Annotated in this window: 20 protein-coding genes and 2 pseudogenes; 12 read left to right on the plus strand and 10 right to left on the minus strand. The window is 62.2% G+C overall.

Going from position 1 to position 24,488, the window contains the following annotated elements:
* Positions 1 to 89 precede the first annotated feature (89 nt).
* From B0G77_RS39275 to B0G77_RS39290, 4 genes are all read right to left on the minus strand, one after another.
* Positions 90 to 959, minus strand: coding sequence for an SHOCT domain-containing protein (locus B0G77_RS39275; protein WP_133667265.1), 870 nt, complete (start codon positions 957 to 959; stop codon positions 90 to 92).
* Positions 960 to 1,469: 510 nt separating this feature from the next.
* Entirely contained in the window at positions 1,470 to 2,936 is a 1,467-nt protein-coding gene (locus B0G77_RS39280; RefSeq protein ID WP_133667266.1) for a DUF4331 domain-containing protein, read from the minus strand.
* Positions 2,937 to 2,952: 16 nt separating this feature from the next.
* Positions 2,953 to 4,092: a HupE/UreJ family protein gene (locus B0G77_RS39285; RefSeq protein ID WP_133667267.1), complete on the minus strand. Its 1,140-nt coding sequence runs from the start codon at positions 4,090 to 4,092 to the stop codon at positions 2,953 to 2,955.
* Positions 4,089 to 5,261: a tetratricopeptide repeat protein gene (locus B0G77_RS39290; RefSeq protein WP_133667268.1), complete on the minus strand. Its 1,173-nt coding sequence runs from the start codon at positions 5,259 to 5,261 to the stop codon at positions 4,089 to 4,091. The genes B0G77_RS39285 and B0G77_RS39290 overlap by 4 nt, the downstream gene beginning before the upstream one ends.
* A 1,329-nt stretch (positions 5,262 to 6,590) precedes the next feature.
* On the opposite strand from B0G77_RS39290, the gene B0G77_RS39300 reads away from it, so the two are divergent.
* The 3 genes from B0G77_RS39300 (at position 6,591) to B0G77_RS39310 (ending at position 7,988) form a co-directional block, all read left to right on the plus strand.
* A complete protein-coding gene (locus tag B0G77_RS39300; RefSeq protein ID WP_133667269.1) occupies positions 6,591 to 6,884 on the plus strand; it encodes a hypothetical protein in 294 nt (97 codons plus the stop codon).
* Positions 6,885 to 7,084: 200 nt separating this feature from the next.
* Entirely contained in the window at positions 7,085 to 7,432 is a 348-nt protein-coding gene (locus B0G77_RS39305; RefSeq protein WP_133667270.1) for a septal ring lytic transglycosylase RlpA family protein, read from the plus strand.
* Positions 7,433 to 7,763: 331 nt separating this feature from the next.
* Positions 7,764 to 7,988: a hypothetical protein gene (locus B0G77_RS39310; protein ID WP_133667271.1), complete on the plus strand. Its 225-nt coding sequence runs from the start codon at positions 7,764 to 7,766 to the stop codon at positions 7,986 to 7,988.
* 1,155 nt (positions 7,989 to 9,143) lie between these two features.
* On the opposite strand, the gene B0G77_RS39315 is transcribed toward B0G77_RS39310, so the two are convergent.
* The gene (locus B0G77_RS39315; RefSeq protein ID WP_133667272.1) at positions 9,144 to 10,241 is read right to left on the minus strand and encodes a HAMP domain-containing sensor histidine kinase; all 1,098 of its coding nucleotides are present in this window, start codon (positions 10,239 to 10,241) and stop codon (positions 9,144 to 9,146) included.
* Positions 10,242 to 10,244: 3 nt separating this feature from the next.
* Positions 10,245 to 10,931, minus strand: a complete 687-nt coding sequence (locus tag B0G77_RS39320; RefSeq protein WP_133667622.1) for a response regulator transcription factor — start codon at positions 10,929 to 10,931, stop codon at positions 10,245 to 10,247.
* 174 nt (positions 10,932 to 11,105) lie between these two features.
* Between B0G77_RS39320 and B0G77_RS39325 the strand changes: the two genes are divergently transcribed.
* From B0G77_RS39325 to B0G77_RS39355, 7 genes are read left to right on the plus strand one after another with little or no spacing between them, the layout of a single operon-like run.
* On the plus strand, positions 11,106 to 12,578 hold the full coding sequence (locus B0G77_RS39325) for an efflux transporter outer membrane subunit (protein WP_133667623.1): 1,473 nt from the start codon (positions 11,106 to 11,108) through the stop codon (positions 12,576 to 12,578).
* Positions 12,575 to 13,720, plus strand: a complete 1,146-nt coding sequence (locus B0G77_RS39330; protein ID WP_133667273.1) for an efflux RND transporter periplasmic adaptor subunit — start codon at positions 12,575 to 12,577, stop codon at positions 13,718 to 13,720. Before B0G77_RS39325 ends, B0G77_RS39330 begins: the two co-directional genes overlap by 4 nt.
* Positions 13,717 to 16,815 carry an efflux RND transporter permease subunit gene (locus B0G77_RS39335; RefSeq protein WP_133667274.1) on the plus strand — a complete coding sequence of 1,033 codons (3,099 nt, stop codon included), beginning with the start codon at positions 13,717 to 13,719 and terminating at the stop codon, positions 16,813 to 16,815. The genes B0G77_RS39330 and B0G77_RS39335 overlap by 4 nt, the downstream gene beginning before the upstream one ends.
* On the plus strand, positions 16,815 to 17,429 hold the full coding sequence (locus B0G77_RS39340) for a paraquat-inducible protein A (RefSeq protein ID WP_133667275.1): 615 nt from the start codon (positions 16,815 to 16,817) through the stop codon (positions 17,427 to 17,429). Before B0G77_RS39335 ends, B0G77_RS39340 begins: the two co-directional genes overlap by 1 nt.
* A 29-nt stretch (positions 17,430 to 17,458) precedes the next feature.
* Positions 17,459 to 18,049 (plus strand): paraquat-inducible protein A, encoded by a 591-nt coding sequence (locus B0G77_RS39345; protein ID WP_243751470.1) that lies wholly within the window; start codon positions 17,459 to 17,461, stop codon positions 18,047 to 18,049.
* A complete protein-coding gene (locus B0G77_RS39350; protein ID WP_133667277.1) occupies positions 18,046 to 19,692 on the plus strand; it encodes an MlaD family protein in 1,647 nt (548 codons plus the stop codon). The genes B0G77_RS39345 and B0G77_RS39350 overlap by 4 nt, the downstream gene beginning before the upstream one ends.
* A gap of 1 nt (position 19,693) precedes the next feature.
* Complete coding sequence (locus tag B0G77_RS39355; protein WP_133667278.1) at positions 19,694 to 20,311, plus strand: PqiC family protein; 618 nt, start codon at positions 19,694 to 19,696, stop codon at positions 20,309 to 20,311.
* A 5-nt stretch (positions 20,312 to 20,316) separates the two neighbouring features.
* Here B0G77_RS39355 and B0G77_RS39360 read toward each other — a convergent pair whose 3' ends face one another.
* Positions 20,317 to 20,799, minus strand: coding sequence for a hypothetical protein (locus tag B0G77_RS39360; protein WP_243751471.1), 483 nt, complete (start codon positions 20,797 to 20,799; stop codon positions 20,317 to 20,319).
* Between the two features lie 217 nt (positions 20,800 to 21,016).
* Between B0G77_RS39360 and B0G77_RS39365 the strand changes: the two genes are divergently transcribed.
* Positions 21,017 to 21,472: a DUF3617 family protein gene (locus B0G77_RS39365; protein WP_133667279.1), complete on the plus strand. Its 456-nt coding sequence runs from the start codon at positions 21,017 to 21,019 to the stop codon at positions 21,470 to 21,472.
* Between the two features lie 553 nt (positions 21,473 to 22,025).
* On the opposite strand, the pseudogene B0G77_RS45650 reads toward B0G77_RS39365, so the two are convergent.
* A pseudogene (locus tag B0G77_RS45650) lies at positions 22,026 to 22,097 on the minus strand (LysR family transcriptional regulator); the annotation flags it as partial.
* 174 nt (positions 22,098 to 22,271) lie between these two features.
* Between B0G77_RS45650 and B0G77_RS43685 the strand changes: the two are divergent.
* Positions 22,272 to 22,415: a hypothetical protein gene (locus tag B0G77_RS43685; RefSeq protein WP_166656380.1), complete on the plus strand. Its 144-nt coding sequence runs from the start codon at positions 22,272 to 22,274 to the stop codon at positions 22,413 to 22,415.
* Between the two features lie 177 nt (positions 22,416 to 22,592).
* Here the strand turns inward: B0G77_RS43685 and B0G77_RS39375 are convergent, their stop codons facing one another.
* Both B0G77_RS39375 and B0G77_RS39380 read right to left on the minus strand, forming a co-directional pair.
* Positions 22,593 to 23,339: a response regulator gene (locus B0G77_RS39375; protein ID WP_133667280.1), complete on the minus strand. Its 747-nt coding sequence runs from the start codon at positions 23,337 to 23,339 to the stop codon at positions 22,593 to 22,595.
* Between the two features lie 718 nt (positions 23,340 to 24,057).
* Positions 24,058 to 24,441, minus strand: a pseudogene (locus tag B0G77_RS39380) (hypothetical protein); the annotation flags it as partial.
* Between the last annotated feature and the right edge of the window lie 47 nt (positions 24,442 to 24,488).

Raw genomic sequence — 24,488 nt, forward strand, 5'->3', positions numbered from 1 at the left:
GCCCAAGTGGAGAGGGGACGGGGGAGAGGTGTGGGCGTTTCAGCCAAGTGGAAATCTTGCCCCGATTGCGCTGCGCGATGACGGGACGTTCACAAACGGCTCAGCAGCTCCGCCTTCTTGGCGGCGAACTCCTCATCGCTGAGAATCCCCTTCGCGTGCAGTGCGGCGAGCTTCTCTATGGTGGTGAACACGTCAGACTCGCGGGCAACCGACCGAGTGCTGACGGGCTCCTCCCGCACCGGCGGCGGCGCCGCCTGCGGAACGCCACCGACCGAGACAACCGGCAGGCTGGCGACAGCAACCAGGCCGTGCTGGCTCGCGAATGTGAGGGACGCGCCGCGGGACTGCTGCTGTGAGAAGCCGCTGATCTGGTGATCGAGCGTATTGTAAACCGTGACCTTACCGTTCACTTCGATCGCCAGGCGCCGGGGCTGTGCGAAGTAGGCATAACGGACGTCGTTCTGCGCGCCGGTGCTGTTGGGCCGTCCCAGATCAGCGGGCCACCAGTCGCCAGAGGTGCCGGGCGCAGGCGGAACGAACAGACTTACCGGTCCGACCGGTCCGGCTGCAGTCTGCTGCTGGTTGCTGCCACCGTGACCAGCGCTCTGCTGTTGTAGCTGGCCGCCGCCGTCGTTGCCCTGCTGCTGGGTACCCTGGCTCTGCGACTGGAAGCTGCCGCTGCGAATAAGGTCGGGCTGGTTTGCCATCAGGCGGGAAAGCTCGGAACAGAGCCCATCGACCCTGCCTTTCAGGTAGTTGTTGAACATGTCGGAGACCATGGTCATTCCCCCCTGCATCCACTGGCCGGAGCCACCAAATTCGGGGTAATTGAACTGGGCCATGCTGCCGTTACCGCGAATCACAGACTCCAGCATGCTCATCACGGCGTCGGTGCTGAACCCATGTCGCTGGGCTATCTCTTCGATCAATTGCTGGCCGGCGGGGGTGAGTTTTCGCATGGTGATCCACTCATGTTTCTTCCGACACCGGGTTCTATAAGCCGCAGCGCCACCTGCTCGGTGCCAGAGGGGGCAATTCAGCGAGAATCGCAAAAATTAGGCAACGTGGCTGGATAACAGTTCCGTGCACCGGCGCGATCGCAGCAGCGGACGCAAGCCACCTGGTCCGTTCATCGAGGTACTTGGTATCGGCCTGCCGGTCGGCAAAGCCGTCATCACGCGCCTGCCGGCGACGCTCGCCGATTGCCCCCGCCCCTTCTGGTCGCGATCCTGGAGCGCCTGCACGCCCAGTTCAACTTTATTGCACGGAAATGAGATGTGCGCTTGGTGCATTCGGACCTGGGACGTTGCTGTTACTTGCTTCGTCGGATCTCACTACCTATCTTTCGGGGCGTGAGACCCTGTTCAACGATCCAGTCGGGAACAGAGCGTCCGACGCCTGCCCCGGAAGTGCAACTGTCGACCGCCGCGAACACCCTATGCCGTATCGCGGCGGACCGCAATTACCATTCAGCAGGGATTGGCACCCGCTTCACCGCAGTCGATGTGCCGGCGATTTCGCCCGTCGTGCGGTGTCGGCAGGTAGGGGAATACGGTGTAGATTCCGTTCACGGTCAAGTTGCTGCCTTCGGCACCGATGTTGAAGTTCACGCCATCACCCAGCAACAGGTTGCCCGTTGGCGCACCTGTCAGACGGCCCGCAATGACCCGCAGCGCGATGTCGGTCACGTCGTCGTTCGGGCGCCGCCCATTGGGCCAGCCGGCGCTGTCCCCGGCAAGAACGGCGAGGCGACGCTGCTGCGCCGGCGGTGTCGGAGAAACACCCAGATTGAGCCGCAGAAGTTCCGAGCAATCGTGTGCGCCGCACGTCCCAGTCTGCGGTTGGGACGGATACTTGAGAAGCACGTTTACCAAATCAGTTCGGTTGGTCGTCGGAATCGTCAAGCCGAACCGGAGGTTGAGTGCGGTCGCCAGCCTGGAGTTCAGATAGAAACCCAGGAATTGCGCTTCGTCGGCCGGATCGGTCGTGTTCCATTTGTCTTTCGTATCGGTCCCAATGATCAGTTCGTTGACGAGTGGATTGCCCATGCGGGACACCTGCACCCAACGTCCGGCGTTGTCCTCATCGTCGCCTATCCCGCGGCCTTCGTGACGCATTGTGGACACGTACGCGCCGATTACGCCATTGGGTCTGGACGTCACCGTGGTGATCGGCACTTCGATCGCAATGGTGCTGATGTTGAAGCCGGAGAACGTGTCGTTGCCAAAGGGATTCACGTGATCGTTGGCATCCTCCGCCGGTGTCAACACCGGCGGCGTGCGGCGCAGATTCACCGTGTCGAACACGGCGCCCAAATCGATGTAGAACGTCTCACCGCGCTGTCCGGCGAAGACCTTGCCGCCGTTCGCCAGCAGGTAGATACCCTGTGCGGCTAGCGCCTCGTAATTGGGCATCGTTAGCGGTCCCACGTTGGACGGCACCGCGAACATCCTCTGGGTACCCAGGTCGGTGCGCTGGCCGTGACGAACTTGCGTCACGGTGTAGCTCTGGCGCAGGATCAGGCCGTCCGAGCCAGGGCCGTCGAGCGCAGTGATCGGCGGCAACGCGGCGTATGACAGCGGCAGCTGTTGGCTCGCCAGGGCCCCGCGCAATTCGGTCTTGAAGCGGATTTCGTAGACCAGGTCGTTGGCCTTGCCGTTGCCATTGGTGTCGATGTTGATGCGATAAATCACGTCATCGCCGAAATTGAAATAGTTCGGCCCAGCGCCAGGGTCCTGCATGGGAATCACGTTCAAAATGAAAACGACGTTGTTAGGGTTCGTCCAACTCCGGAACATGTAAAAGTCGGTGTTGTCGGCGGTCGGGTCGTTCGCAATTAGGGGTGCCTCGCGGTGACTGGCAGGGAGCGTTCCACTGCTCCAAAGCGCCGCGGCGCAAAGCGCGACGGCCGCCATGATGCGGACAACAGATCTCATGGTGTTCTCCTTCAAGTTATAACGGGGTGGCAAACGCGCTAAATATCGCGACGTTGAGTGCGCGCTCGAGCAGCCAGATCATGGCGACGGTCGCGGTCACCGCTGAGCCGCCGGCAAGTACCACGCGCCGGTATGCCCAGGTTGCTCGCAACGAGAACGCCAGTGGCAGATAAACGAATACGATGGCGAGTTGTCCTGCTTCGACGCCAAGATTGAATCCGGCGAGCGACAACGCAAGCGAACCGGCCGGCAAGCCGAGGTCGTGCAACGCGCCTGCAAAGCCCAATCCGTGCAGCAGCCCGAAGCCGAACGCCGCCATCCAGCGTCCGTTCGTCACGTGCGGAAACAGGTTATTCAGCGCCGCCAGCACTACCGACAAGGCGATGCCCGATTCAACGAGCCGCGAAGGCAGCACGACGATCGATAGCGCCGCGAGCGTGAGTGTGATCGAGTGCGCCACCGTAAATGCGGTCACAACCTTGGTGACATCGATGAATGCCCGGCGAAATGATGTGCCGGGCTGCCATGCACGCCCCTCACGAATCAGCACCGCAGGCAGCAGCAGCGAGAGCAGGAACAGAATGTGATCGTATCCGGTCCAGATGTGCCAGACGCCTTCGTTCAGATACATCGCGAACTGTGTCAACGGCCCGCCGGTATCGGTGCCGACGATGCGGTGCGGCGCGTCAGCGCTAAATACGACGCTTCGGCTCTCGCCGTTCTCGACGAAGTTGAGAAGTCCGCGATGCTGGGGATCAAGGCGTTCGAACAGCCGGTAATCGATAGAAAGTGTTGGGCTCGCCCGCGGACATTGTCCTGTGAACGTCAGCACCGCGTAGGTGCCATCGGTGTGCGAGGCGATCAGTTGCCCAGTCGGTTCGAGCGCACAAAGCTTGCCGGCGGAGGACACCTTGAGGTGTGCAAGTGCATATGCCGCGATATCGCGCTTTCGCGAGCGTACTTCACCCCACGTGATGTCCCCGTCGCCGTTCTCATCGAGCCCAAGCGCGTTGTCGAGATCGCGTAGCGCGATATCCCACTGACCGCGCAGTGCTTGCCCGCTGCGCTCCAGTGTGAGGTAGGCGTCGCTTGCCTTATGCGCAAACGCGGGCGCTATCAGCAACGCGAGCATAAAGGCGAGGACGACGCGCCTCATTGCCGCACCTGCAGCAGCGTGACAATCGATGCATCTTCGAGACGCGTTGCGGCGACCCAATCGGATGCAATCTTTAGGGCATCAGCATCGCCGGCCGCACGCGCGGCTTCGATCAGAATCCGCAGGTCTGGCGGCTCGCGCTGGACCAACCAGTTTTCGCGCGCGAGAATGAGTGCCGCTTTGGCGTCATGTTCCACTGTGAGACGAAAGCGCGCCTCCTCCCTGCGATGCACGCTATCCCCGCGGCGACGAGCAGCGTCAAAGCGCGCCGAGAGATCCTCGCGGTGCGCAGCGAATGACTCGCGCAATTCCGGCAGCTGTTGCTCGGCCAGCACTAAACGAAGCAGCAGCGCGTCATTTTTTGTAGCGTCACGCAAAAGTGGCAGCAGCTCTCGCGGACGACCCCGATCCAGCAGAAAATCGGCATACGCCCCCTGCAGATAAGCGTCACGCGGGTCGAGCGCAAGTGCGTCGCGGAAATGTCGCTCGGCTGCATCGAAGTCGCCGTGGCGAGCGGCAATTTCCGCGGCGAGCGTCAACGCCCACTCGCGCACGTCCAGATTGCCGACGCCTTGCGCAAGCACCTGCACGAGCGCCCGGTATGCGCCGGCTGCGTTGCCGGTCAGGCTCGCCGGTGTCGCATCGCACCCGATAACAGCGATGGGTGCAACGAGTCCCTTCAGTTGCTCGCAATCGTGCCGCGCGTCCGCGTAGCGCCCGCGCACGCTGAGCACTGTGGCGCGCGTCAGTCGCGCCTGCGCGAGCGCTGGATGCGCGGCCAGCAACCGATCCAGATCGGCAAGCGAGCCTTCGAAATCATGCTGGCTTTGCTTGAGCGTCGCGCGAAGCAATAACGCGGTCGGCGGCACATCCTCTCCGCTCCACCACGGCGCCAGCGCCGCCTGCGCCTGGCCGAAGAAGCGAGGATCGCCCAGCCTCCGCCCCGCTTCGAGAGCGCGACGCACGACGGGAATTGCCAGGTTGAGATTGCGCGGGTCCATCATCAGCGTCGCGCGCATGCGTTTCAGTTGCGCGAGCGCCGGATCGTTTTTTTCTGGGAGGTGTTCGAGCACCACTCCATCGCTTTCGGGTACGTATGGCTTCGCCCCGCTCTCGCCTGAGAGCAAGACAAGCGCGGCTACCACCGTGACGAATGGCCAACCCGACATCGACCTTCTCCCGTCTGCATTGGGTTGTACGCAGAAAGTCCCGATCTGGATGCAGTCGGCTGTCACTGTTGACTCCGGCGTCTTGCTTTTGTCTGCGCGTGTGACTGACCGATGCAAACGACATCGTGCTACGCCGCCAGCGCGGGCAAGTGAAGAGCGAAGTAATTAATGTCGATGAGATGACGAAACGTCTGCGCTATATAGCCGCTCTACCTTGAATTGGATCCGTCTGTAACCCTCTGCACCATAAGCAAGCGCGCATGGCTTTTTCAGGGTTTCGAGTTGCATTTTTTTTGGCTTTCCGGTTCGATTTATAGGCGACTCCTCAATCACATTCAACGCATACGATCTGTCATGAACCGTCAATACAACGATGGCTTAAGCCACACCCGAACGACGTCCGCCGGGACACCTTTAGCCTGTTCCCACTACAAGCCCGAGATCGCGGCGCTTTGACGTCAGTGGAAAGAGCCCGACGGATCTTTGTCGCTTGCGTTCACGACGCTCACGGTCAACTCCGACGAGCACCCGTGCTCATGAAGCGTTTTCATAAACCTGGCGACGAAAAACGCTCAGTTGCGATTGTGCCGCAGACCGAATTCGCGGACCGTCGTGCAAATCTACCGACGAGGCGCGCTCCTTCCTTCAACTCTGCCCAGTCGAGGCGATGCACGCGGAGTCGTTTCCCCTGCCGCCGCGAATGCCAAAAACCGCGGCGACGGAGGACGATCAAGCACAGCTTTTGTGACGGGACCACTCCCGGGGCTTCGTTAAGCCACGGGTCCAGGCGAGCGTGTCGGACTAACGAATTTGTGGTCTAACAAATTACTACACCTTGCTACAGATGCAGGGAAACGGAATTAGCTGGAGCACGGTTAGCTTCACTCGAAAGCACTGAATTGCTTGGACTGTCGGGAAGCGGCGGCAGCTACGCAACCCATTCGCCGCAAAGCGATCATTCTGGGAAGGCGACCGGCTCTTCACGCCCCGTTCCGGCCGTTGGATGCCGCAGGATCTCAACGACGGCTTTCGAGGTTCAGCGGACCCATGTGCCGTCGCAGAGGTCGGCAAGTGAACAGTGGACTCAGCGCACGCGCCCAGCCGCCCTCTGTGAGAGTCTTTCAGCGTACCGCCGACCGCTAGAGACAACTTCGCGATCAAAGTGGCGCCCGTTGGACAATCCGTCAATGTCTTTCAGCTCACGCATTGGCTCCCGCTCATCAAAAACTCGAGCGTACAGACCGACGCATCCGAATTGCACCACAGCCATTTACATTTGGCACGGTGTATGCGTCACTGAGAATATCACTTGGTCATTTGGGGGGAATCATGCTGACCCGAAAATTTACCTACGTAACCTGTCCGTGCGGACATCGCGGTGTCATCGTCGAGACCGGAAACGCTGAGCAACGTGCCGCTTGGTACATGGCTAGCCTGCGCGATCTCGAGCACAAGGGTGCTTACGACGGACTTGACGATCTTTTTGCGGAGATGAGCCCGTCCTGCCCGAAGTGTGGTGCCTCGCTCACGCCGAGCCATATTTCTTCACAGAAGCTGCGAGGGTTTGCATCCCGCGGCGAGCGTGCGATGTTAAGTGTCGTGGGTGTAGGGCCTCGCCTGTGATAAGACGGGACGCTCGCTTTGTAGCGAGTACACGCCGGCGGATCATCGCTGTTATGTAGTTGCTCATTGACATGTGGTCTATGGTGCTAGCACTCCGCTATTTGGGAATTTTGGGAATCTGCGCTTTGTTCGCTGCTTGCGGACAGATTGCGTCCGAACATGCTGCGTGCAGAGTTGATTCATGTCGCATGCGACATGAAATGTTGCAATCCGGCGAGGCGTCATGGTATTCGGCAACGTTCCAGGGGCGTCTGACCGCAAATGGAGAACGCTATGATGGCGGCGCATTAACGGCTGCCCATCGAACATTGCCGCTCGTCAGCTATGTGCGCGTCAGATCGTTGGCAACCGGAAAGTCGATTGTCGTGCGCATCAACGATCGCGGACCATACATCAAAAGCCGAATTATCGATCTCTCTTATGCCGCGGCGAAGACCTTGGGTTTGACAGACGCACGGTCGATGCGAGTGCAGATTGAACGTGTGGAGAGCACGGCGAACACACAGACAGAGTCGGACGGCGGCGGAATCTTGACGACGGGAAAGTGAAGGTTGGCCTGAAGAACCCGCGCCTGAAGGACACGTCAAGGAAACGGCTGCCGTGCATTTGTCCGCCGATCAATGCTACCAGCAGAGGAATAGCTGTCAATCGAACTAAACATGGAACCCCCTCACGGGCTCGAAACCCAATCAATCAGGGGGCGGCCACGGCCCGGGTTGCATTTTTTCGCCAATCCGAACCAACGCGAGGGAAGCGCACGAGATTCCCGACATCGTAGACTCGTCGCCCGTTCAACTCGGTTCGACAGCGTTAAGTTTCGTAACTGTTTCCGTGCGGGAGACCGTGCGCCGCGCCTGTGATGCGGAAGGATCATGTCGCATGTCTGCGCAACAGCCACGGATCGATCCTCTTACCGAGACCAACGGCGTCATCGGTTCTGGACTTTTACTTACCTTAACGCTGTCGAACGGCGTTGAACCCAAGGCGCGCCTAGGATTCCTGATAGTCGCAATGGACAACGACCGAAATCAGATCTTCACTATCGATCAGTTGCAGATTGATCGCCCGCACCGTCTGCCCCGTCGACCAACCAGGAACTTATAGATGCGTCTCTCGCCTGAACAGACATACCCTGTCGCCATCGTCAACCAGTTGGAGCGACGGAAGAGGCTTGCCTTGCCCACAAGGCTTCAGATTGCCGGGAAGATGTCCGCCGTGCTGGCGATATTGTCGTTGCTCCTGTCCGCCTGCGTGCCGCTTGCGCCTTTCCCGCCGCCTCCGCCCCCTCCTCCACCGGTCGTCCCTCTCTTGGTCCCCTTGCCGCCGGGACCCGGTCCTGCGCACTTCTCGAGTCAATGGCCAGCGAGCGTCGACGCTCCGTGGTCTGCGCCGCATAACGAGGTGGCGTGCGCATGACCTGCCCGTGTCGTTGACGCAATCCTGCGACGATGAGCGTTTGTCACCGGCACATTACCTTCGGCCGGACGAGGACAAGGAGAAGGAATGGATGGAAGATACTGACGAGGTACATCTGTCGCACGAACGCGCTACTTCGGTCGGCCTTCGCCCGCCGGCAGAATTTCGTCTTCATGGACCCGACTTCTACCAGCCCGGAACCTCTCTCCATCCACGTCGCAATCGCCGAGGACGACGCTGGCTTTGTAGACGCATTGAGTAAGGCTGTGGAAGGGGATAGCCCGAAGAAATCAGGCCGGTCACTGGAAGCTCGCCAGGATCTGTCGGGCAATGGTACGCCAGACTTGAATGCGGCCAGATCGCATTGCAGTGGCGGCGCCAATGCTATCTTGGAGAACGACCTCAGTTTTTCCGGCAACATTGCGTGCAACTGGCGCAGGAGGATCTCTCCTCGATCTGCTCGAGGATCACACGACTCTCGCGCTGCCTCGCGAGCAGCCAATCCGCGGAGGTCATGTTCTCGCAGCGCGATTCGATCGCAAAGAGTTGCCCGATCAGTCGAATGAATTCGCTGACGGGATGACGCAGCCGGATCTGGCATCCAACAAGGGAGGCTCCGCAGGACTCGTCCCATCAAGTACAACCGCGACCCAGTTTCTCATTGAGTTTGACTCGTATCTCTGGACCATCAAGGGCTTGGCGGAAAGCACCCGCCGGGTTTTGGGGCGATTCGTCCGAGGCTTCCTGGAGGGGCGGTGCGGCGACGGTCCGCTACGACCAACCCGGAGCCGATGTGCGCGAGAAAGTACACGATGAAATTCCAGGGGTAGGGGCCTCGCTCCTTTATCGCGACGCAGGCTTGCCTGGCGCCGCCATGCTCGGCAAACGTGCGATCACGAGGAGACCACCACCCTGTCGCGGCGTGGCCCGGATATCGCCACCGTGCAGCGCTAGTGCTCGCCGGGCGATGGCCAGTCCCAGACCGGTGCCGGGCACTGACCGCATCGCGGCATCGCGCTGGTACGACTCGAGGCGCCGGAACGGTTCAAAAATCTCTTCGCACGATTCCACCGGTACGCCGGGACCTCTGTCGCCCACGCTGATTTCGAGCCACCCGGCTCCGTCACCTGCCCCTTGAGACGACTTAAACGTGCGCGCGCGAACCTCCACGGTTGTATGGGGGGCGGTGTACTTGATGGCATTGCGCACGACGTTCTCGAAAGCGCGGTAAAGCGTTTCTCCGGCGACTTCCGCCACAAAAGTGTCTGGCGCGTCCAATTTCACCGCGCAGCCGCGCGCCTGCGCCTCGAACGCTGCGTCCTGCACGATGTCGGCCAGCAGTTCGATGATGTCCAAGCGTTCGCGCGCCGGGTTCACGGCGCCCGCCTCCAGTTTATGCAGAGTCAGAAGCTCTTCAATGAACTGGTCCAGCCGCTCCGCTTCCCGCGCGATGCGCTCGCCCATCGCCGCTGCTGATTCGGGGTCTTGTTGCATGAGCCCGATCGCAGCCTGGATGCGCGCTAACGGTGACCGTAGCTCGTGCGACACGTCATGAAAGAGCTGACGCTGCTGCATCGCGGCCTGCTGGAGACGCGCGGCCATGTCGTCGAACTCGCGTGCCAGCTCGGCGAACTCATCGCGGCGGGAGCCGAGTGCGGGCGAGACACGGACTTCGAAGCGCGCCCCCGCCGCGTCGCGCAGCGCGAGGCTCAGATGACGCAACGGTTTGGACAGATACCAGGCGATCGCGAAGGCCACTGGCAGCGCCACCGCGGCCCCCGACAGCACGGGGATGAGCAGAACCCAAGGCATCTCACCTGGCGGGGGCGGGGTATGTCCGGTCGCATACAGATAGAACCCGGCGCACGCGAATGCCGCCACCATGGCGAGCCAATGCAGAAAGAAAACTCTCCAGAACAGGCGTCCGAGTGGCAGTTGCATGGTTCAGTCCGTCAGAAGCTGGTAGCCCATGCCGCGCACGCTGACGATCCACGGCTGCCCGTCGGGGCGTTGGCCCAGCTTCTGGCGGATGCTGCTGAGGTGTACGTCGATGCGCCGGTCGAAGCGTGCAAGCGGCCGGTCGAAAGCCTGCAGCGAGATATCCTCCTTGCTGACCAGCCTCCCGGCGTGACGGACCAGAATTTCGAGCAGGCTGAACTCCGTGCCGGTCAATTCGAGCGGATTTCCTTGCCAGGTGGCGCGCCGGCTGGAAGGCCACAGCATGAGCGGTCCGGCGTGGACCGGGTTGCTGGAGCCCGCCGCACTCGTGCCGGACGCACGGCGCAGGATGGCCCGCAGCCGCGCGACGAGTTCGCCGGGCGTACAAGGCTTCGGGACATAGTCGTCGGCGCCAAGATTGAGGCCGGAGATGCGGTCTATCTCGTCGCCGCGGGCCGTCAGCATCAGCACCGGCACGCGGCTGGCCGAGCGAATGCGGCGCAGCGCCTCGATGCCCGACAGGCGCGGCATCATGACGTCGAGCACCACGATGGCGAAGCCCCCGGACAGCGCGCGTGCCACACCGGCCTCCCCGTCGTGCGCGACTTCGGCGGCAAAGCCTTCGTGGGCAAGATACTGCACCAGCATGCCGGTCAGTTCGGCGTCGTCGTCGATCAGCAGCACCGACGTCATGGAGGTTCGATCGAGGTTCATCATGAAGCCAGTATGGCGCAGCCGGGATTGCACGAGAAAGCCTTTCCCGCCGAATTTTACGCAACTTAACCTGGCCATACCGCGCTAGATCATGCGCTCCGGACAATAGCGCTCGTCGGCCCGAAGCGGGCAAGGGAGCGTGCATTGAGTGAAATGGAGCAAAACCGGCGCCACCGCGCATGGGTGGCCGCCGTCACGGGCAGCCTTGTGTTGTGCGCCTGCGCATTGCAGCCGCCTTACCAGGCGCCACGGGTGGCCGCAGCCATTGGATGGCAGGCCGAACTGCCGCATGGCGCAAGCGTCGAGAACCTGGTTGATTGGTGGCGCCGCTTCGATGACCCGGCGGTTGCAGAACTGATCCGCACGGCCGAGGCCGACAGCCCGACCCTCGCGAAGGCCGTGGCCCAAATCAACGACGCACGCGCCACGCTGGCTTCCAGCAGCGCTGGTGCGTGGCCGGCATTGACCGGCAGCGGGTCGGTCATGCGGGAAAAGTCCGTCATGGCTTTGGGCAATACCAGCCTGACGAGCCTGACGACCACGCGCAGCGGCACGCTCGACGCCTCCTGGGAAATCGACCTGTTCGGCAAGGTGCGCTCAGGCCGTGAATCGTCGCAAGCGCAACTGGAAGCGCGCGTCGACGACTGGCATGACGCGCGTGTTTCGCTGGCCGCCGAGGTTGCCGACGATTACGTGCAGTACCGGGCATGCCGCCAGCTTGCGCGCGCGTATGACAAGTCCGCGGCGTCGTACGCGCAGACCGAGAAATCAACGCTTGCGGCGGTCCACGCCGGCATGACGCCCTCCTCCGACGGCTACCTCGCGCAAGCCAGCACGGCCAGCGCCAACGCAACAGCCACGCAGCAGCACGTCGCGTGCGAAGAACTGATCAAGTCGCTGGTGGAGCTCACAGGTGACGGCGAGCAGGCACTGCGCGACATCGTCGACCGGCCAGAAGCGCCCGATCTGCCCCGACCGGCCGCATTCCGTGTGCAGGCCGCCCCTGCCGACCTCATCCGCCAACGGCCCGATCTGGCATCGTCCGAGCGCGCGCTGGCCGCGGCCTATGCCGCCGTCGGGCAAGCCCGCGCCGATCGTTTCCCAAGTCTCTCGTTGTCCGGCTCGGTTGGCCTCTCGGCCACCAGTCTGACCGCCCCCATGTCAACCTGGTCGTTCGGGCCAAGCCTGTCGGTTCCGTTGTTCGATGCGGGCAAGCGCAAGGCTGCCGTGGATTCGGCGCAGGCCAGCTATGACACGCAACTCGCGGCCTATCGCAGTGCGGTACGTACGGCGATCAAGGAGGTCGAGGTGGCACTCGCCGACCTGGATGGAGCCGCACGCCGTAGCGACGACGCGCGCCGCGCTGCCGAACAATACCGCCGCTATGAGAGCGCCGTGGAAACCAGCTGGCGCGCCGGCTTCGACACGCTGCTGACGCTAGAACAGGCGCGCCGCTCCCTGACCGGCGCAGACATCACGTACATCGAACTGCAGCGGGACCGCATCCGCAGCTGGATCGCGCTCTACAAGGCCTTGGGCGGTGGCTGGCAGGGCAACGATGCGGTGATCTCGGCGGCCCATCCCGCGCCCACTACACCTGCCACCTCGCAAGGAACCACACAGTGAAGCTGAGTCCCCCCAAGGCCGCATTGGCAGCCTTCATCATCGTTGCCGGAGCAGCCGCCTGGCGGCTGACACCTGGATTCCGAGCCCACGCCGAGACGCAAACGCCACCCGCCGCACTCACCGTCAGCCTGGTCGAACCGCAGTATCTGCCATGGCCTGACACCATTGAGGCCAATGGCAGCACGGCGGCCTGGCAGGAAGCGGTGATCGGTGCCGAGACAGGCAGCTTGCGCATTACCGAACTGCTCGTCGATGTAGGCAGTGAGGTCAAGCGCGGCCAGATGCTCGCGCGGCTCGCCGATGCAACGGCGACGGCGGACCTGCGCAAGCAGGAGGCCGCAGTTACGCAGGCACGCGCCAACCTGGAGCAGGCCGAGGCCGACGTGAAGCGTTCCAGGCTGGCCGCCGACAGCGGCGCCCTATCGACGCAGAAGCTGGATGAATACCGCATCACAGAAACCGTCGACCGCGCCACGCTGGCTTCGGCTGAAGCCGACTTGCAAAACAGGCGTATCGCCCTGTCGCAAACGCGCATCGTCGCGGTAGACGACGGCATCATTTCGTCGCGCGCGGCGCTGCTTGGCAACGTGGTAGGGGCCGGCACCGAGCTGTTCCGACTCATTCGCGAAGGGCGAATCGAATGGCAGGCGGAGGTCGATGCACAGCAGTTGGCGCGTATTCGCGCAGGGCAGTCAGCGCACGTGACGTTGCCGGGCGGAAGAGTGGTCGACGGCAAGGTCCGGCTAGTCTCACCCACGCTGTCGACCAACACCGGCCGGGCCATCGTCTATGTTGCACTGAACGGACACGGCGCCCAACCCGGCATGTTCGCCAGCGGCACCATCGAACTGGATACGGCACAGGTATGGACGCTGCCGGAATCGGCGCTGGTGCCGCGCGACGGCCGCACCGATGTGTACGTGCTGAATCCCGACGGCGCAACTGTCGCTCGGCGCACCGTGGTAGCGGGACGCCATCGCGACGGCCGCTGCGAAATCATCTCGGGGCTCCAGTTCGGTACGCGCGTGGTAGCCAGCGGCGGCGGCTTCCTGTCTGACGGCGCGCTCGTGAAGGTGGTGCAGCACAAGGGGCTCGCCGGCATCGCCGCAGCAGCTGGCATGGCACAGGGAGGAGTTCTATGAACATCTCTTCCTGGTCGATCCGCAATCCCGTGCCAGCGGTGCTGTGCTTTATCCTGCTGACTGTCTTCGGCCTGGTCGGCTTTCACAAGCTGCAGGTGCAGGATTTTCCTGAGATGGATCTGCCGACCATCACCGTCTCCGCATTGCTGGAAGGCGCGGCCCCGTCGCAGCTGGAAAACGAGGTGGCCCGCAAGATTGAGGACAAACTAACCTCGCTGTCGCAACTCGACCACATCACGACGAAGATTACCGACGGGGCCGTGAGCATCAGCGTCACGTTCAAGCTGGAAAAAGATCCGCAGACCGCGCTCAGCGAGGTGCGCAATGCCGTGGACAGCGCGCGTGCCGAACTGCCAGGCGAGATGGCCGCCCCTACAGTGTCGAAAGTCGACACCGCGGGCGCCGCTCTGCTCACTTACACGGCCCGTTCCGCGGTGCTCGATGAGCAGGACCTGTCCTGGCTCGTCGACGACGATCTGGCCAAGGCACTGCTCTCCGTCAACGGGGTTTCCAAGGTTGAGCGCATCGGCGGCATCGACCGAGAGGTGCGTATAGACCTCAATCCTGCGCTGATGTCAGGTCTTGGCCTGACGGCGGAAACGGTCTCGGACCAACTCAAGTCCATGCAGCGCGAACGCTCGGGCGGCCAAGGCGACATCGGCGGCCAGCGGCAAGCGGCGCGCACGCTGACGGGCGTCGGCACTGTCCAGGACCTGGCCGCGCTGACCATCGCCGCTGGCGACGGTCGGCGCGTGCGCCTCGACCAGATCGCTCGTGTCAGCGATGGCGCCGCGGACCGCACGACATACGCGTACCTGAACGGCATGCCGGTCATCGGCGTGCAGATCACCCGCTCGAAGGGCAACTCCGACGTGACCGTGCTGCACGACGTGCGGCGCGCCGCAGCGACGTTCGCCGCCGCGCACCCGCAAGTGCGCCTCGCCGAGGCGAGCAATACGGTGACGCCAGTCGAAGAGAACTATGAAGGCTCCATGAGCATGCTGATCGAGGGAGCGCTGCTTGCCATCGCGGTCGTCTGGTGGTTCCTGCGCAATGGCCGGGCCACGATGGTTTCTGCGGCGGCACTGCCCCTCTCGATCATCCCGACATTCGGCTTCATGTACCTGGCCGGCTATTCGCTGAATACGGTGACGCTGCTCGCGCTCTCGCTCGTGGTCGGTGTTCTTGTCGACGATGCGATCGTCGAAATCGAGAACATCGAGCGCCATCTCCGCATGGGGAAATCGCCGTTCAGAGCCGCGATGGAAGCCGCCGACGAGATTGGCCTCGCCGTCGTCGCCACGACGCTGAGCCTCGTGGCCGTGTTCCTGCCGACCGCGTTCATGACCGGAATCCCTGGGCTGATCTTTCGGCAGTTCGGCGTGACGGCATCGGTGGCCGTGGTGATCTCGCTGCTCGTCGCGCGCCTGCTCACCCCCATGATGGCCGCCTATCTGATGAAGGCAGCCAGTCATACCGGGCACGACGGCCCGCTGATGACACGCTATCTGCGCTGGGTTCGCACGTGTCTCGACAAGCGAAGCCGCACGATGACGGCCGTCGGCGCGTTCCTGCTGCTCTCCTTTGCGATGGTTGCAGCGTTGAAGACGGGCTTCTTTCCGCTGCAGGACAAGTCGCAGACACAGGTGAAGCTCGAACTGGCGCCCGGCAGCACGCTGGAATCGAGTCGTGCCACCGTCCTTCGGGCCGAAGCGCTTATCCGCAAACTGCCCGAGGTAGAAGGCGTCTTTGCCTCCGTGGGTCGCGCCAGCGGCATCGGTGATCCGATCGAGGGCGCCAGCAGCACGCCCGACGCGCGCAGCTCGACACTGATCGTCGACCTGGTCCCGCGCAGCGAACGGAGCCGAAAGCAGCCAGCGGTGGAGGACGCGATTCGCGCGCAGTTGCGCGAGTTGCCGGGTGTGCGGGTATCGGTGAACAACGGCGGCAACGGCGAAGTGCTGCAAATCACGCTGGCTGGCAGCGATCCGGTCTCGCTGGAGGCAGCGGCGGCCGAACTGGAAAAGCAACTGCGAACGCTGCATGGCATTGGCAACGTCACGTCCAGTGCAGCACTACAACGCCCTGAAGTGCAATTTCGGATAGACGCGGCACGGGCCGCCGCCCTGGGCGTGACTGCCGAGTCCGCGGCGAACGCCGTACGCATCGGTACGTACGGCGACTACTCCACGACGCTGCCCAAGCTGAATCTCCCCGGACGGCAGATTGCCATACGTGCCCGTCTCGACCCAGCGTTGCGGCAGAATCTGGACGCCATTGGTCAGTTGCGAGTTGCAGGCAGCCATGGGAGCGTGACATTGGCCTCGGTCGGCTCGCTGTCTATCGGCAGCGGTCCGTCGCAGATCGACCGGATAGACCGGGATCGCAACATCACATTGTCCGTCGAACTCAATGGACGCACGCTCGGCGAAGTCAGCGACGAAGCACAGCATTTGCCGGCGCTTCAACATATGCCACCCAACGTCCACCAGGTGCAGGAAGGTGAAGTCGAGCACATGGGCGAGCTGTTCGGAAGCTTTGGCCTTGCCATGGCAATCGGCATCTTCTGCGTCTACGCGGTACTCGTGCTCCTGTTTCACGATTTCCTGCAGCCGGTCACCATCCTGTGCGCGTTGCCGCTATCGATCGGCGGAGCGATGCTCTCGCTGCTGGTTACCCGCATGAGTTTTTCCATGCCGGCGCTGATCGGCCTGCTGATGCTGATGGGCATCGTGACCAAGAACTCGATCCTGCTGGTCGAGTACGCCGTGATTGCACGGCGCGAGCGCGGCATGAGCCGGCTGCAGGCGTTGATGGACGCCTGCCACAAGCGCGCCCGACCCATTCTGATGACGACCATCGCGATGGGCGCCGGCATGCTGCCCAACGCCCTTGGACTGGGGGCGGAGCCCAGCTTCCGCCAGCCGATGGCAATCGTTGTGATTGGAGGCTTGCTCGCTTCCACCTTTCTGAGCCTGATCGTGATTCCGGTCGGATATACGTATGTGGACGATTTCGAACAGTGGCTGCGCCGCCGGTTCAGGCGCATCGCAAGAACGGAAGATGCCAGCTTCACCAAAGATACGGCATCGTGATGAAAACCTATTCTCACCTGATCGTTTGCAACGAATGCGATACGGTCTACCGCCGTCCCTCCCTGACACCGGGCGAGACGGCGCGCTGCAACGAATGTCGCGCGACGTTAGATCGCGCAAGCCATTTTAACGTCGATCACTGGCTGGCCCTTACGGTAGCCGCGGCCATCGTCTACGTGATCGCCAATGTTTGTCCGGTGATTCGAATCGGGCTGCGCAGCCAGCATAACGAAGCGACGATCTGGCAGTCCGTGGCGGCGCTGGAGCACGGTGCGGCAGCGCCCATCGCAGTACCGGCCGCGATGTCGGTGATCGGGGTGCCGTTTTTGCAGATCGCGCTGCTTGGATGGGTGCTGGCCTACGCGCGTTCCGGCCGCCGCGCCCCGGGGTTCGCCGCGGCGATGAGGCTGCTCGTCGCGTTACGGCCGTGGAGCATGGTCGAGGTTGCGTTGTTTGGCATTCTCGTATCCGTCGTCAAGCTCTCGGGCTTTATGGAGGTCACGCCAGGTGCCGGCGCATGGGCCATGGCGGCGCTGATGACGTTGATCACGCTGGTCACTCATCGCGACATCGAGCAGCTGTGGGATCTGACAGAAGGCGGTGCGCGAGCATGAGTCCACACCCTCGCGCACATGAACTAGGCGTGCTCGGTTGCCATGCATGTGGCCTGGTCTGCGAAGCACCGGCCGATGGCAACGAAGCAGCACGGTGTCCGCGCTGCTGCGCCTGGCTGCATCGCCGGCGACCCAACAGCATCGAGCGTGCCTTCGCGTTCCTGCTGGCGGGAATCATTTTCTACCTCCCCGCCAACGCCATGCCGGTGATGTACACAACCACGCTGGGCCGTGGTAGCGACAGCACCATACTGCAAGGCGTCTTCGCGTTCTGGACGTCCGGCTCCTATGGGATCGCACTGGTGATCTTCATCGCCAGCGTGGCCGTGCCCTGCGCGAAGTTCCTGATCCTCGGCCTGCTGCTCCTCACTGCCCGGCAAGGCAGCCACTGGGCACGCCACGAGCGCGCCAGGCTTTATCGCATGGTCGAGCTGATCGGCTACTGGTCGATGCTCGACGTGCTCGTGGTGGCGATCGTCGCCGCGCTGGTCAAGTTTCAGGCGCTGGCCGACGTCGAGCCGCGCCCAGGCATTCTCTTTTTTGGCGGCATGGTGATCCTGACCATGCTTTCAGCCATGCAATTCGATCCCCGTTTGACCTGGGACGGTACGAAAACATGAGCGACATCCGTGAGCAAAAGCCCGAGCCGGGCCTCCCCGTGGTAATCCGGCGTCGCCGACGCGTTTCCCTCGTCTGGCTGGTGCCGATGGTCGCAACGCTGATCGGCTTTTCGCTACTGCTCCATACGTGGCTGTCGACGGGGCCGACGATCTCCATCTCCTTCCAGACCGCGACCGGGCTGGACGCCGGCAAGACGCCGGTGAAATACAAAGACGTGACGGTGGGGACAGTGACCTCCATCTCCTTGAACGAGGACGGCTCGCACGTGATCGCAGCCGTCTCGCTGAACAAGAGCGCTGAAAGCTTGGTACGCGCCGATACGCGCTTCTGGGTGGTACGCCCTCGCATCGGACTCGGCGGCGTATCAGGCATCGATACGCTGCTGTCTGGTGCCTACATTGGCGTGGACAAGGGTACCTCACAGCAGTCCGGCCGGATTTTCACGGGGCTCGAGACCCCACCGACGGTCATTAACAGTATGCCCGGCAAAAGCTTCATGATCCATGCCGACGACCTCGGCTCCCTCGATATTGGCTCCCCGGTCTATTTTCGCCGTATCCAGGTAGGCCGCGTCGCGTCCTACCGGCTGGGAGCCGATGGTCGCGGTGTCGACCTCCACGTTTTCGTCAATTCGCCCTACGACCGCTTCGTCACAACAGGCACGCGCTTCTGGAACGCGAGCGGTGTCGACGTCTCGCTAGGCGCCGACGGCCTGAAGCTCAACACTCAGTCGATGGCTACCGTCATGGCGGGCGGCATCGCCTTTGCCACACCGCCCGACGGCAGGCAGGATCCCGCTCCGGCCACGCCCCCCTTCGAGCTGGCCAAGGACGAACAGACCGCGATGGCGCCGCCAGACGGTGCGGGCCAGACCATACAGTTGCGCTTCGAACAATCCCTGCGTGGTCTCGCAGTGGGGGCGCCCGTGGAATTCTCGGGACTGAACATCGGTCAGGTGGTGTCGATGCGGCTCGATTACGACGCCGCCAAACATCGTTTCCCTTCGGTCGTCGGCATCGTCGTGTATCCGAGCCGCGTGGGGAGCGTGCTCGAGCAACTGCCGAAGTACGGCGGCGATTCCGAGCAGCAGGCGGCCCAGTTTCTCGCCGGCATGGTCCAACACGGCTTGCGCGCCCAGGCCCGCTCCGGAAACCTGCTCACCGGCCAGCTCTATATCTCACTTGAATTTGTGCCCAACGCGTCAGCGGCCGCCTTTGACATTCACGCTCGCCCATTGACGCTTCCCACCGTAAGCGGAAGCTTCGACCACATGCAGGAACAAATCGCCGGCATCGTCACCAAGATCGACAAGATTCCGCTGGATTCCATCGGCCGCCGCCTCGACGCTTCACTGGCAGGGTTGCAGAAGACGCTACAACAGGTCAACGGAGAGATTCTGCCAGCCGCAGCGCAGACCTTGCAGCAAACGAATCAGGCGCTTGGATCGGTGCAAAGCACGTTCGCTGCCGACGCGCCATTGCAGCAGAGCCTTCTACAGTCATTGCAGGATCTGCAGCGTACCGCCGGTTCACTGCGCACTCTCGCCGACATGCTCGGCCGTCATCCCGAAGCGCTACTGCGCGGAATGCCGGGCGATTCGCAACCCACCTCGAACGCCAATCCGGCGTCAACGGGAAACTGACATGAATGCTCTCTTCCGCCTGGGCTCGGTTGCACTGCTGCTCGGTCTCGCTGCCTGCGCTTCCGAGCCGGTCCACTACCACACGCTACTTGCGCCGTCGGCTGGTACGTCACCGCAGCAGCCTGTCGACTTTCTGATCGATGTCCTGTCAGTGGGCATTCCGTCCAACCTCGATCAGGCGCAACTGGTCGTGCGGCAAGGCACGAACGGCGTGACGGTGCTTGACGGCGAACGCTGGGCAAGTCCACTCGGTGACGAGGTGCATGGTGCGCTATCTGCCGAACTCACTCAGCGGCTCGGAACACAGAACATAGCGGGCCTTCCCCAACCTTCCGGCAAGCCCGTTATGAGGATCAAGGTCCAGATTCGCCGGTTCGATGCGTGGCCCGGACAGCGAGTACAGCTGGACGCCAACTGGAGTCTGGGTTTAGCAGGCGACGCCGCAAACAGCCGCTTAGTGTGCTCGGGTCATTTCGACGAGCCCGCTGACGTCAGCTACTCCGGAATGGTTACAGCGCAACAGCGCGCGATCGCAGTGCTGGCTGCCCGGATCGATGCCGACGCACGACGTTGGGAGCGTTCGCGGAACCCGGGTTGCGCCCTGGAGAGCAGCGTGTAGTCAAGCTATTTGACAACTGCATAAAAGGTCCGCTCGCCGAGCTTCTGTGCAACGGTCTCGATACCAAAGAACGGAATGCGGTAGTCGTATTCCAGCGACACGTGTTTTCCATCGACCAATGCGTCGGCCTTTATCTCATCCTTCACATCCGTCAGCGCATACGCGAGCGGTGGGAAGAGGAGGGAAACGACGAAGGAAGCGGATCGAACCGCAACACCACGTTCCGTGTAGTCCTTGATCGTCAGCGTCGTTTGCGAGTCCCCAACGACCTGTACACCGGCCTTGGCCGCTGCCTCCACATAGCCCCTACGGATCAGCTCCGGAACGATGGAGCGCACCTGACAGCTCCCGCAGTCGACCAGAACGGAAATATCGGGCACGCTCTTCGGTAGAGCCTTTGAGGCCGTTGGCCCTGCGGTCGTGCACGCAGCCAGGAGCGACGCGATTGAAATCGAACCCAGTGCCGAAAGTCGAATGAGGTAATTCATGAAGGTACCGTTGGTATAGGAGGTTGCTCGGCATGGATGCGCCGACGAAGGTGTGCCACGAGCCCACACTGTGATCTCGCCGCCGTCGCTATGCCACTTGCGTGAGAGACGGCATGTGACATCAACCGTGCATGTATCACATGCCGTCACGTTTCGTGCATGGTCGGCAGCGCGTTGAAGCCTAAACTCGCTACTTCTTCAACCACGGAGGAACGTCATGGCGTTGCCCAGAACGCGATCACTCGTCTGGCTGGCAATAGCGGTACAGGCGAGCGCATCCGCGCAGGTACCAGTGAAACCCGGGAAGTGGGAACTGACAGGCGCGTTCCAGGGCCTGCCCTTCGGCGGCTCGGACGAGCGCGTTCGAACGGCCTGCATTTCGGAGTCAGCACTTGGCTCGATCCCGGAGAAAGCGCTGATGGATGCTGCGCCCCAGCCGACTGACGATGTGTCGAAGCCGCGCCCCAAGTGCGAGTACTCCAACGTTCGTCGTGATGGTGCGCAGTCTTCATGGATGCTGGCCTGCGAAGGTCCGACGATGTCCGGATCCGGCAAGGCGACGGCTACGCCTGAGCAGTTGACTCTGTCGGAGTCGTTCGACCTGAAAATGCCTTTCGGTTCCCGCTCCATTCAGCACACCGTGCGGGCACGACGTCTGGGAGACTGTTCTTGAGGAGGCGACGATTATTTGCATTGCTCGCGGCAATCATCATGTTTAGCGGGTCGGCTTGCGCCAGTCAGCTTTTCTTCAGGCTGGTTGTGGGCACAGCGATTGGTGCTGGTGAGAGTCGTCTGCACGTCGATCTGCCACTAGCTTCCCCTCATGCATTTGATGTGTTCCGATGCAGGAACATCACTTCATTTCACGTAATTGGGTATCTGTCATGTTCTCGTTCGGAATCGTTCACCAAGGCACCGACGTAGCTCGCCGTGCCGTGCGAGAGGCAGGCGTGACTGCCGCCGCGTTCACCCTGTTCGCCGCCGCTGGATACGCACAAGCCGCCAGTTTGCCGTGTCGCCATAGCCTGTCCAGCTCGGAAAGGTTCGTCTGCGAAGACCCCGAACTGGCTTCGCTCGACGACAAGCTCGCGACGCTCTGCAGCCGCGACAAAGATCTCGCACCGGACCGCGAGGCGCTCGAGGCCGACCCGATGCGTCTGGTAGATCTTGCCCTTGTGGCCGCGCTCCTCGCGATTCTGGGTATGGACGAACTGTCGCCGGAAGACGGCGATGGCGGTTGCGTCGCGGGCCAGCGTCAGGCCGACGCCCGATGTGACGAGACCGAGCATGGACGGCTCGCCGGACCGTGTCGAATGGCTGCCCGCGCCGAACCGGCTCGGCTTCGACCTCGAACGCGCAATGCAGACGCGCTAACGGATCCACGCGTTCCAGCCAATGGACGTGGCGACAGCACAACTGCACGGACAACGCATGCGTGAACAATTGGTACGTCCGCCGCGTTGGCGATCTCAATGCCGATATCCAGCGGGGGTCAGCAAACGCAGATTATCTCCCTCAAGGCGAATCTGACCGAGCAGAAAGTCCCGTCAGACGCTCAGGAAGCCGTGCTGGAAATCAAGGGAGTGCGTCTGCCTTCGACGGTGAGCAAGCAGTAAGCGGGCCGCGATCGAGCGAGTATGAATTGGAGGCCGTTCGCCTCAACCACCGAATGTAGGAAGTCTCGTGCTGATCGCTTTCTTTGTCTTTGTGCCGGTCGCCATTTTCGGCCTGTTCTGGATCGCGTCGAAGATAGATCCGAAGACTGGCCGCTGGCGAACGCGCCGCGCCGCTCGCTATCTGGTCATCCTAGTCTCCACAGGCACGAAAACATAGCCATGTCCGCGCACGGTCTGGATATACCGCGGCACGGCTGGATCGGGTTCTAGCAGCTTGCGCAAGCGAACCACTGCGGCATCCACGGCCCGCAAAGAGACCGTGTCTTCGCGCGAGTGGGACACAGCCATCAGACGCTCCCGTGACACCGAGATACCCGCATTTGTGGCTAGCTCAGCAAGCATCGCGTATTCAACTGTATTGAGAACACGAACGTTGTTGCCCTGGCGCAGACTTCGCGCCGCAACGTCGAAAACGTACTCGCCAATCGGTATGGAAGCACTTGACTCGCGTGGCGCTCCGGGAGTGAAGGCGGAGCGCCGCAAAACGGCTTGCACTCGTGCGAGAAGCTCTCGCGCCGGGTAGGGTGTGCTCAAGCAGTCGTCTGCGCCCATCTCCAGCCCGACCACGCGTTCAATCTCCTCGCAGCGCGCCATCACCAAGATGATGGGAATTCGATCGCCCGCTGCCCGTAAGTTACGACAAGCACGAAGTCCCGACATCTTCGGTGACCCCACGTCGAGCACGATCAGGTCGGGGCGCACTCGGTGAATGCGACGAAGCATCTCGTCTGCGGTGGCCATCGGCGTGACAACGAGTCCATGTTTCTCCAGGTAGCTACAAAGCATGTCCCTTTGCACGACCTCGTCCTCCACGACGAAGAGGTGATAGGGACGCACGTTATCTATAAATTCAACGTCTTTCATTGATTCCTTATGCAGTCGTGGCCAACAGTCCTATGCGCCTCCTGAATGACACGGCAGCTGGCAGAGCCTGCTCGCAGTCTGCTGCCCTCGGAGCGAAACAATGCGCCGGGAGGCGCACGATAGACTCCTCTGCGCCGGCCGCAACCCGCAAGCACCGCACCGGCGACGGTCGACATTAAGGCGGAAACCGGACGGGGGCGACGAGAAGGAATCCATGGTGTCGCGGAGATTTCAGCCATCGTAGACGTGCCATAGGTTCAACGCGGTTTGGCAGCGTTAAGCTGGGTAAAAATCGGGGATCAAGTAGCGCCGCAAAACGGCGAGTACCTCAGTCGTGCCCTGCGTACGCCTTTTCGACCATGATCTCGACCTCACCGAGATGTTGCCTTTGGACGGGGGATGAACAAGGTTAGCGTCTCGTGTGGGAGTGCAGTCGATCGAACTGCGCGTTTCACGCGGTACTCGCGTCAGCGCAGGCGTCGGATTCTGAGATACCACCTGATCGTGCTACCACCGGCCGCGTCGGGCGACAAGATGCTCGCGGCCGGGCTGCCAAGCCGAGTTCCGTCAATTGCAGATAATGTGAGCACGCGACGATGGAATGCAAGCACAGTTGCAGACAATCCGAGCCCGCGTGTTCCGTCACTTTGCAGTTGATCCGGGCAGGAAGCCCCCCTTGGATTGCAGGGCCAGCCTTTTCAAATGCAAGTCGCTACAGCTACACCCTGCTGTCCGCGGCGAACTCCTCGTAGAGCCGCGGCAGAAACGATGCCAGATGGTTCATTTCCTGCGCGCAGTGGTAGAGCATGGCGGGGCCCCCTTCGTAAAGTTTCGACGGCTTGCTGCGGTTCATCACCAGGCCCGCCAGACTGTTGATCCCAGGGAGTGCCATGAATTTGCCAGCGGTGCTGCTAACCGAATGAGGGGGCCGTGGGAGCACGCGCACATCGCTGGTAATGAAGCGGCTGCGCATTTCGCAGCCGTTCCGCGTTTCTCGCACCTGATGAACCAGCCATGCAGCGGCCAGCGGCATGGTGGACATGCCCCCGCGAGCCGTAATGATGGTGCTGCCCGGCTTGCTCGGCGCGAACCCGAGCTTTTCCGGATCGAAGAAGCCGCCTGGCCCATCCGGCGTCGGGCGGGGGTAAG

It is taken from the genome of Paraburkholderia sp. BL10I2N1 (assembly GCF_004361815.1).
GTDB lineage: Bacteria > Pseudomonadota > Gammaproteobacteria > Burkholderiales > Burkholderiaceae > Paraburkholderia.

What these genes read in the sequence shown, in the direction of transcription:
- B0G77_RS39375 (WP_133667280.1), bottom strand. Translation starts at nt 23,339, where the DNA reads ATGAAAGACGTTGAATTTATAGATAACGTGCGTCCCTATCACCTCTTC.
- B0G77_RS39300 (WP_133667269.1), top strand. Translation starts at nt 6,591, where the DNA reads ATGCTGACCCGAAAATTTACCTACGTAACCTGTCCGTGCGGACATCGC.
- B0G77_RS39335 (WP_133667274.1), top strand. Translation starts at nt 13,717, where the DNA reads ATGAACATCTCTTCCTGGTCGATCCGCAATCCCGTGCCAGCGGTGCTG.
- B0G77_RS39280 (WP_133667266.1), bottom strand. Translation starts at nt 2,936, where the DNA reads ATGAGATCTGTTGTCCGCATCATGGCGGCCGTCGCGCTTTGCGCCGCG.
- B0G77_RS39285 (WP_133667267.1), bottom strand. Translation starts at nt 4,092, where the DNA reads ATGAGGCGCGTCGTCCTCGCCTTTATGCTCGCGTTGCTGATAGCGCCC.
- B0G77_RS39365 (WP_133667279.1), top strand. Translation starts at nt 21,017, where the DNA reads ATGGCGTTGCCCAGAACGCGATCACTCGTCTGGCTGGCAATAGCGGTA.
- B0G77_RS39350 (WP_133667277.1), top strand. Translation starts at nt 18,046, where the DNA reads ATGAGCGACATCCGTGAGCAAAAGCCCGAGCCGGGCCTCCCCGTGGTA.
- B0G77_RS39315 (WP_133667272.1), bottom strand. Translation starts at nt 10,241, where the DNA reads ATGCAACTGCCACTCGGACGCCTGTTCTGGAGAGTTTTCTTTCTGCAT.
- B0G77_RS39340 (WP_133667275.1), top strand. Translation starts at nt 16,815, where the DNA reads ATGAAAACCTATTCTCACCTGATCGTTTGCAACGAATGCGATACGGTC.
- B0G77_RS39305 (WP_133667270.1), top strand. Translation starts at nt 7,085, where the DNA reads ATGTTGCAATCCGGCGAGGCGTCATGGTATTCGGCAACGTTCCAGGGG.
- B0G77_RS39290 (WP_133667268.1), bottom strand. Translation starts at nt 5,261, where the DNA reads ATGTCGGGTTGGCCATTCGTCACGGTGGTAGCCGCGCTTGTCTTGCTC.
- B0G77_RS39360 (WP_243751471.1), bottom strand. Translation starts at nt 20,799, where the DNA reads ATGAATTACCTCATTCGACTTTCGGCACTGGGTTCGATTTCAATCGCG.
- B0G77_RS43685 (WP_166656380.1), top strand. Translation starts at nt 22,272, where the DNA reads ATGCCGATATCCAGCGGGGGTCAGCAAACGCAGATTATCTCCCTCAAG.
- B0G77_RS39325 (WP_133667623.1), top strand. Translation starts at nt 11,106, where the DNA reads ATGGAGCAAAACCGGCGCCACCGCGCATGGGTGGCCGCCGTCACGGGC.
- B0G77_RS39310 (WP_133667271.1), top strand. Translation starts at nt 7,764, where the DNA reads ATGTCTGCGCAACAGCCACGGATCGATCCTCTTACCGAGACCAACGGC.
- B0G77_RS39355 (WP_133667278.1), top strand. Translation starts at nt 19,694, where the DNA reads ATGAATGCTCTCTTCCGCCTGGGCTCGGTTGCACTGCTGCTCGGTCTC.
- B0G77_RS39275 (WP_133667265.1), bottom strand. Translation starts at nt 959, where the DNA reads ATGCGAAAACTCACCCCCGCCGGCCAGCAATTGATCGAAGAGATAGCC.
- B0G77_RS39320 (WP_133667622.1), bottom strand. Translation starts at nt 10,931, where the DNA reads ATGACGTCGGTGCTGCTGATCGACGACGACGCCGAACTGACCGGCATG.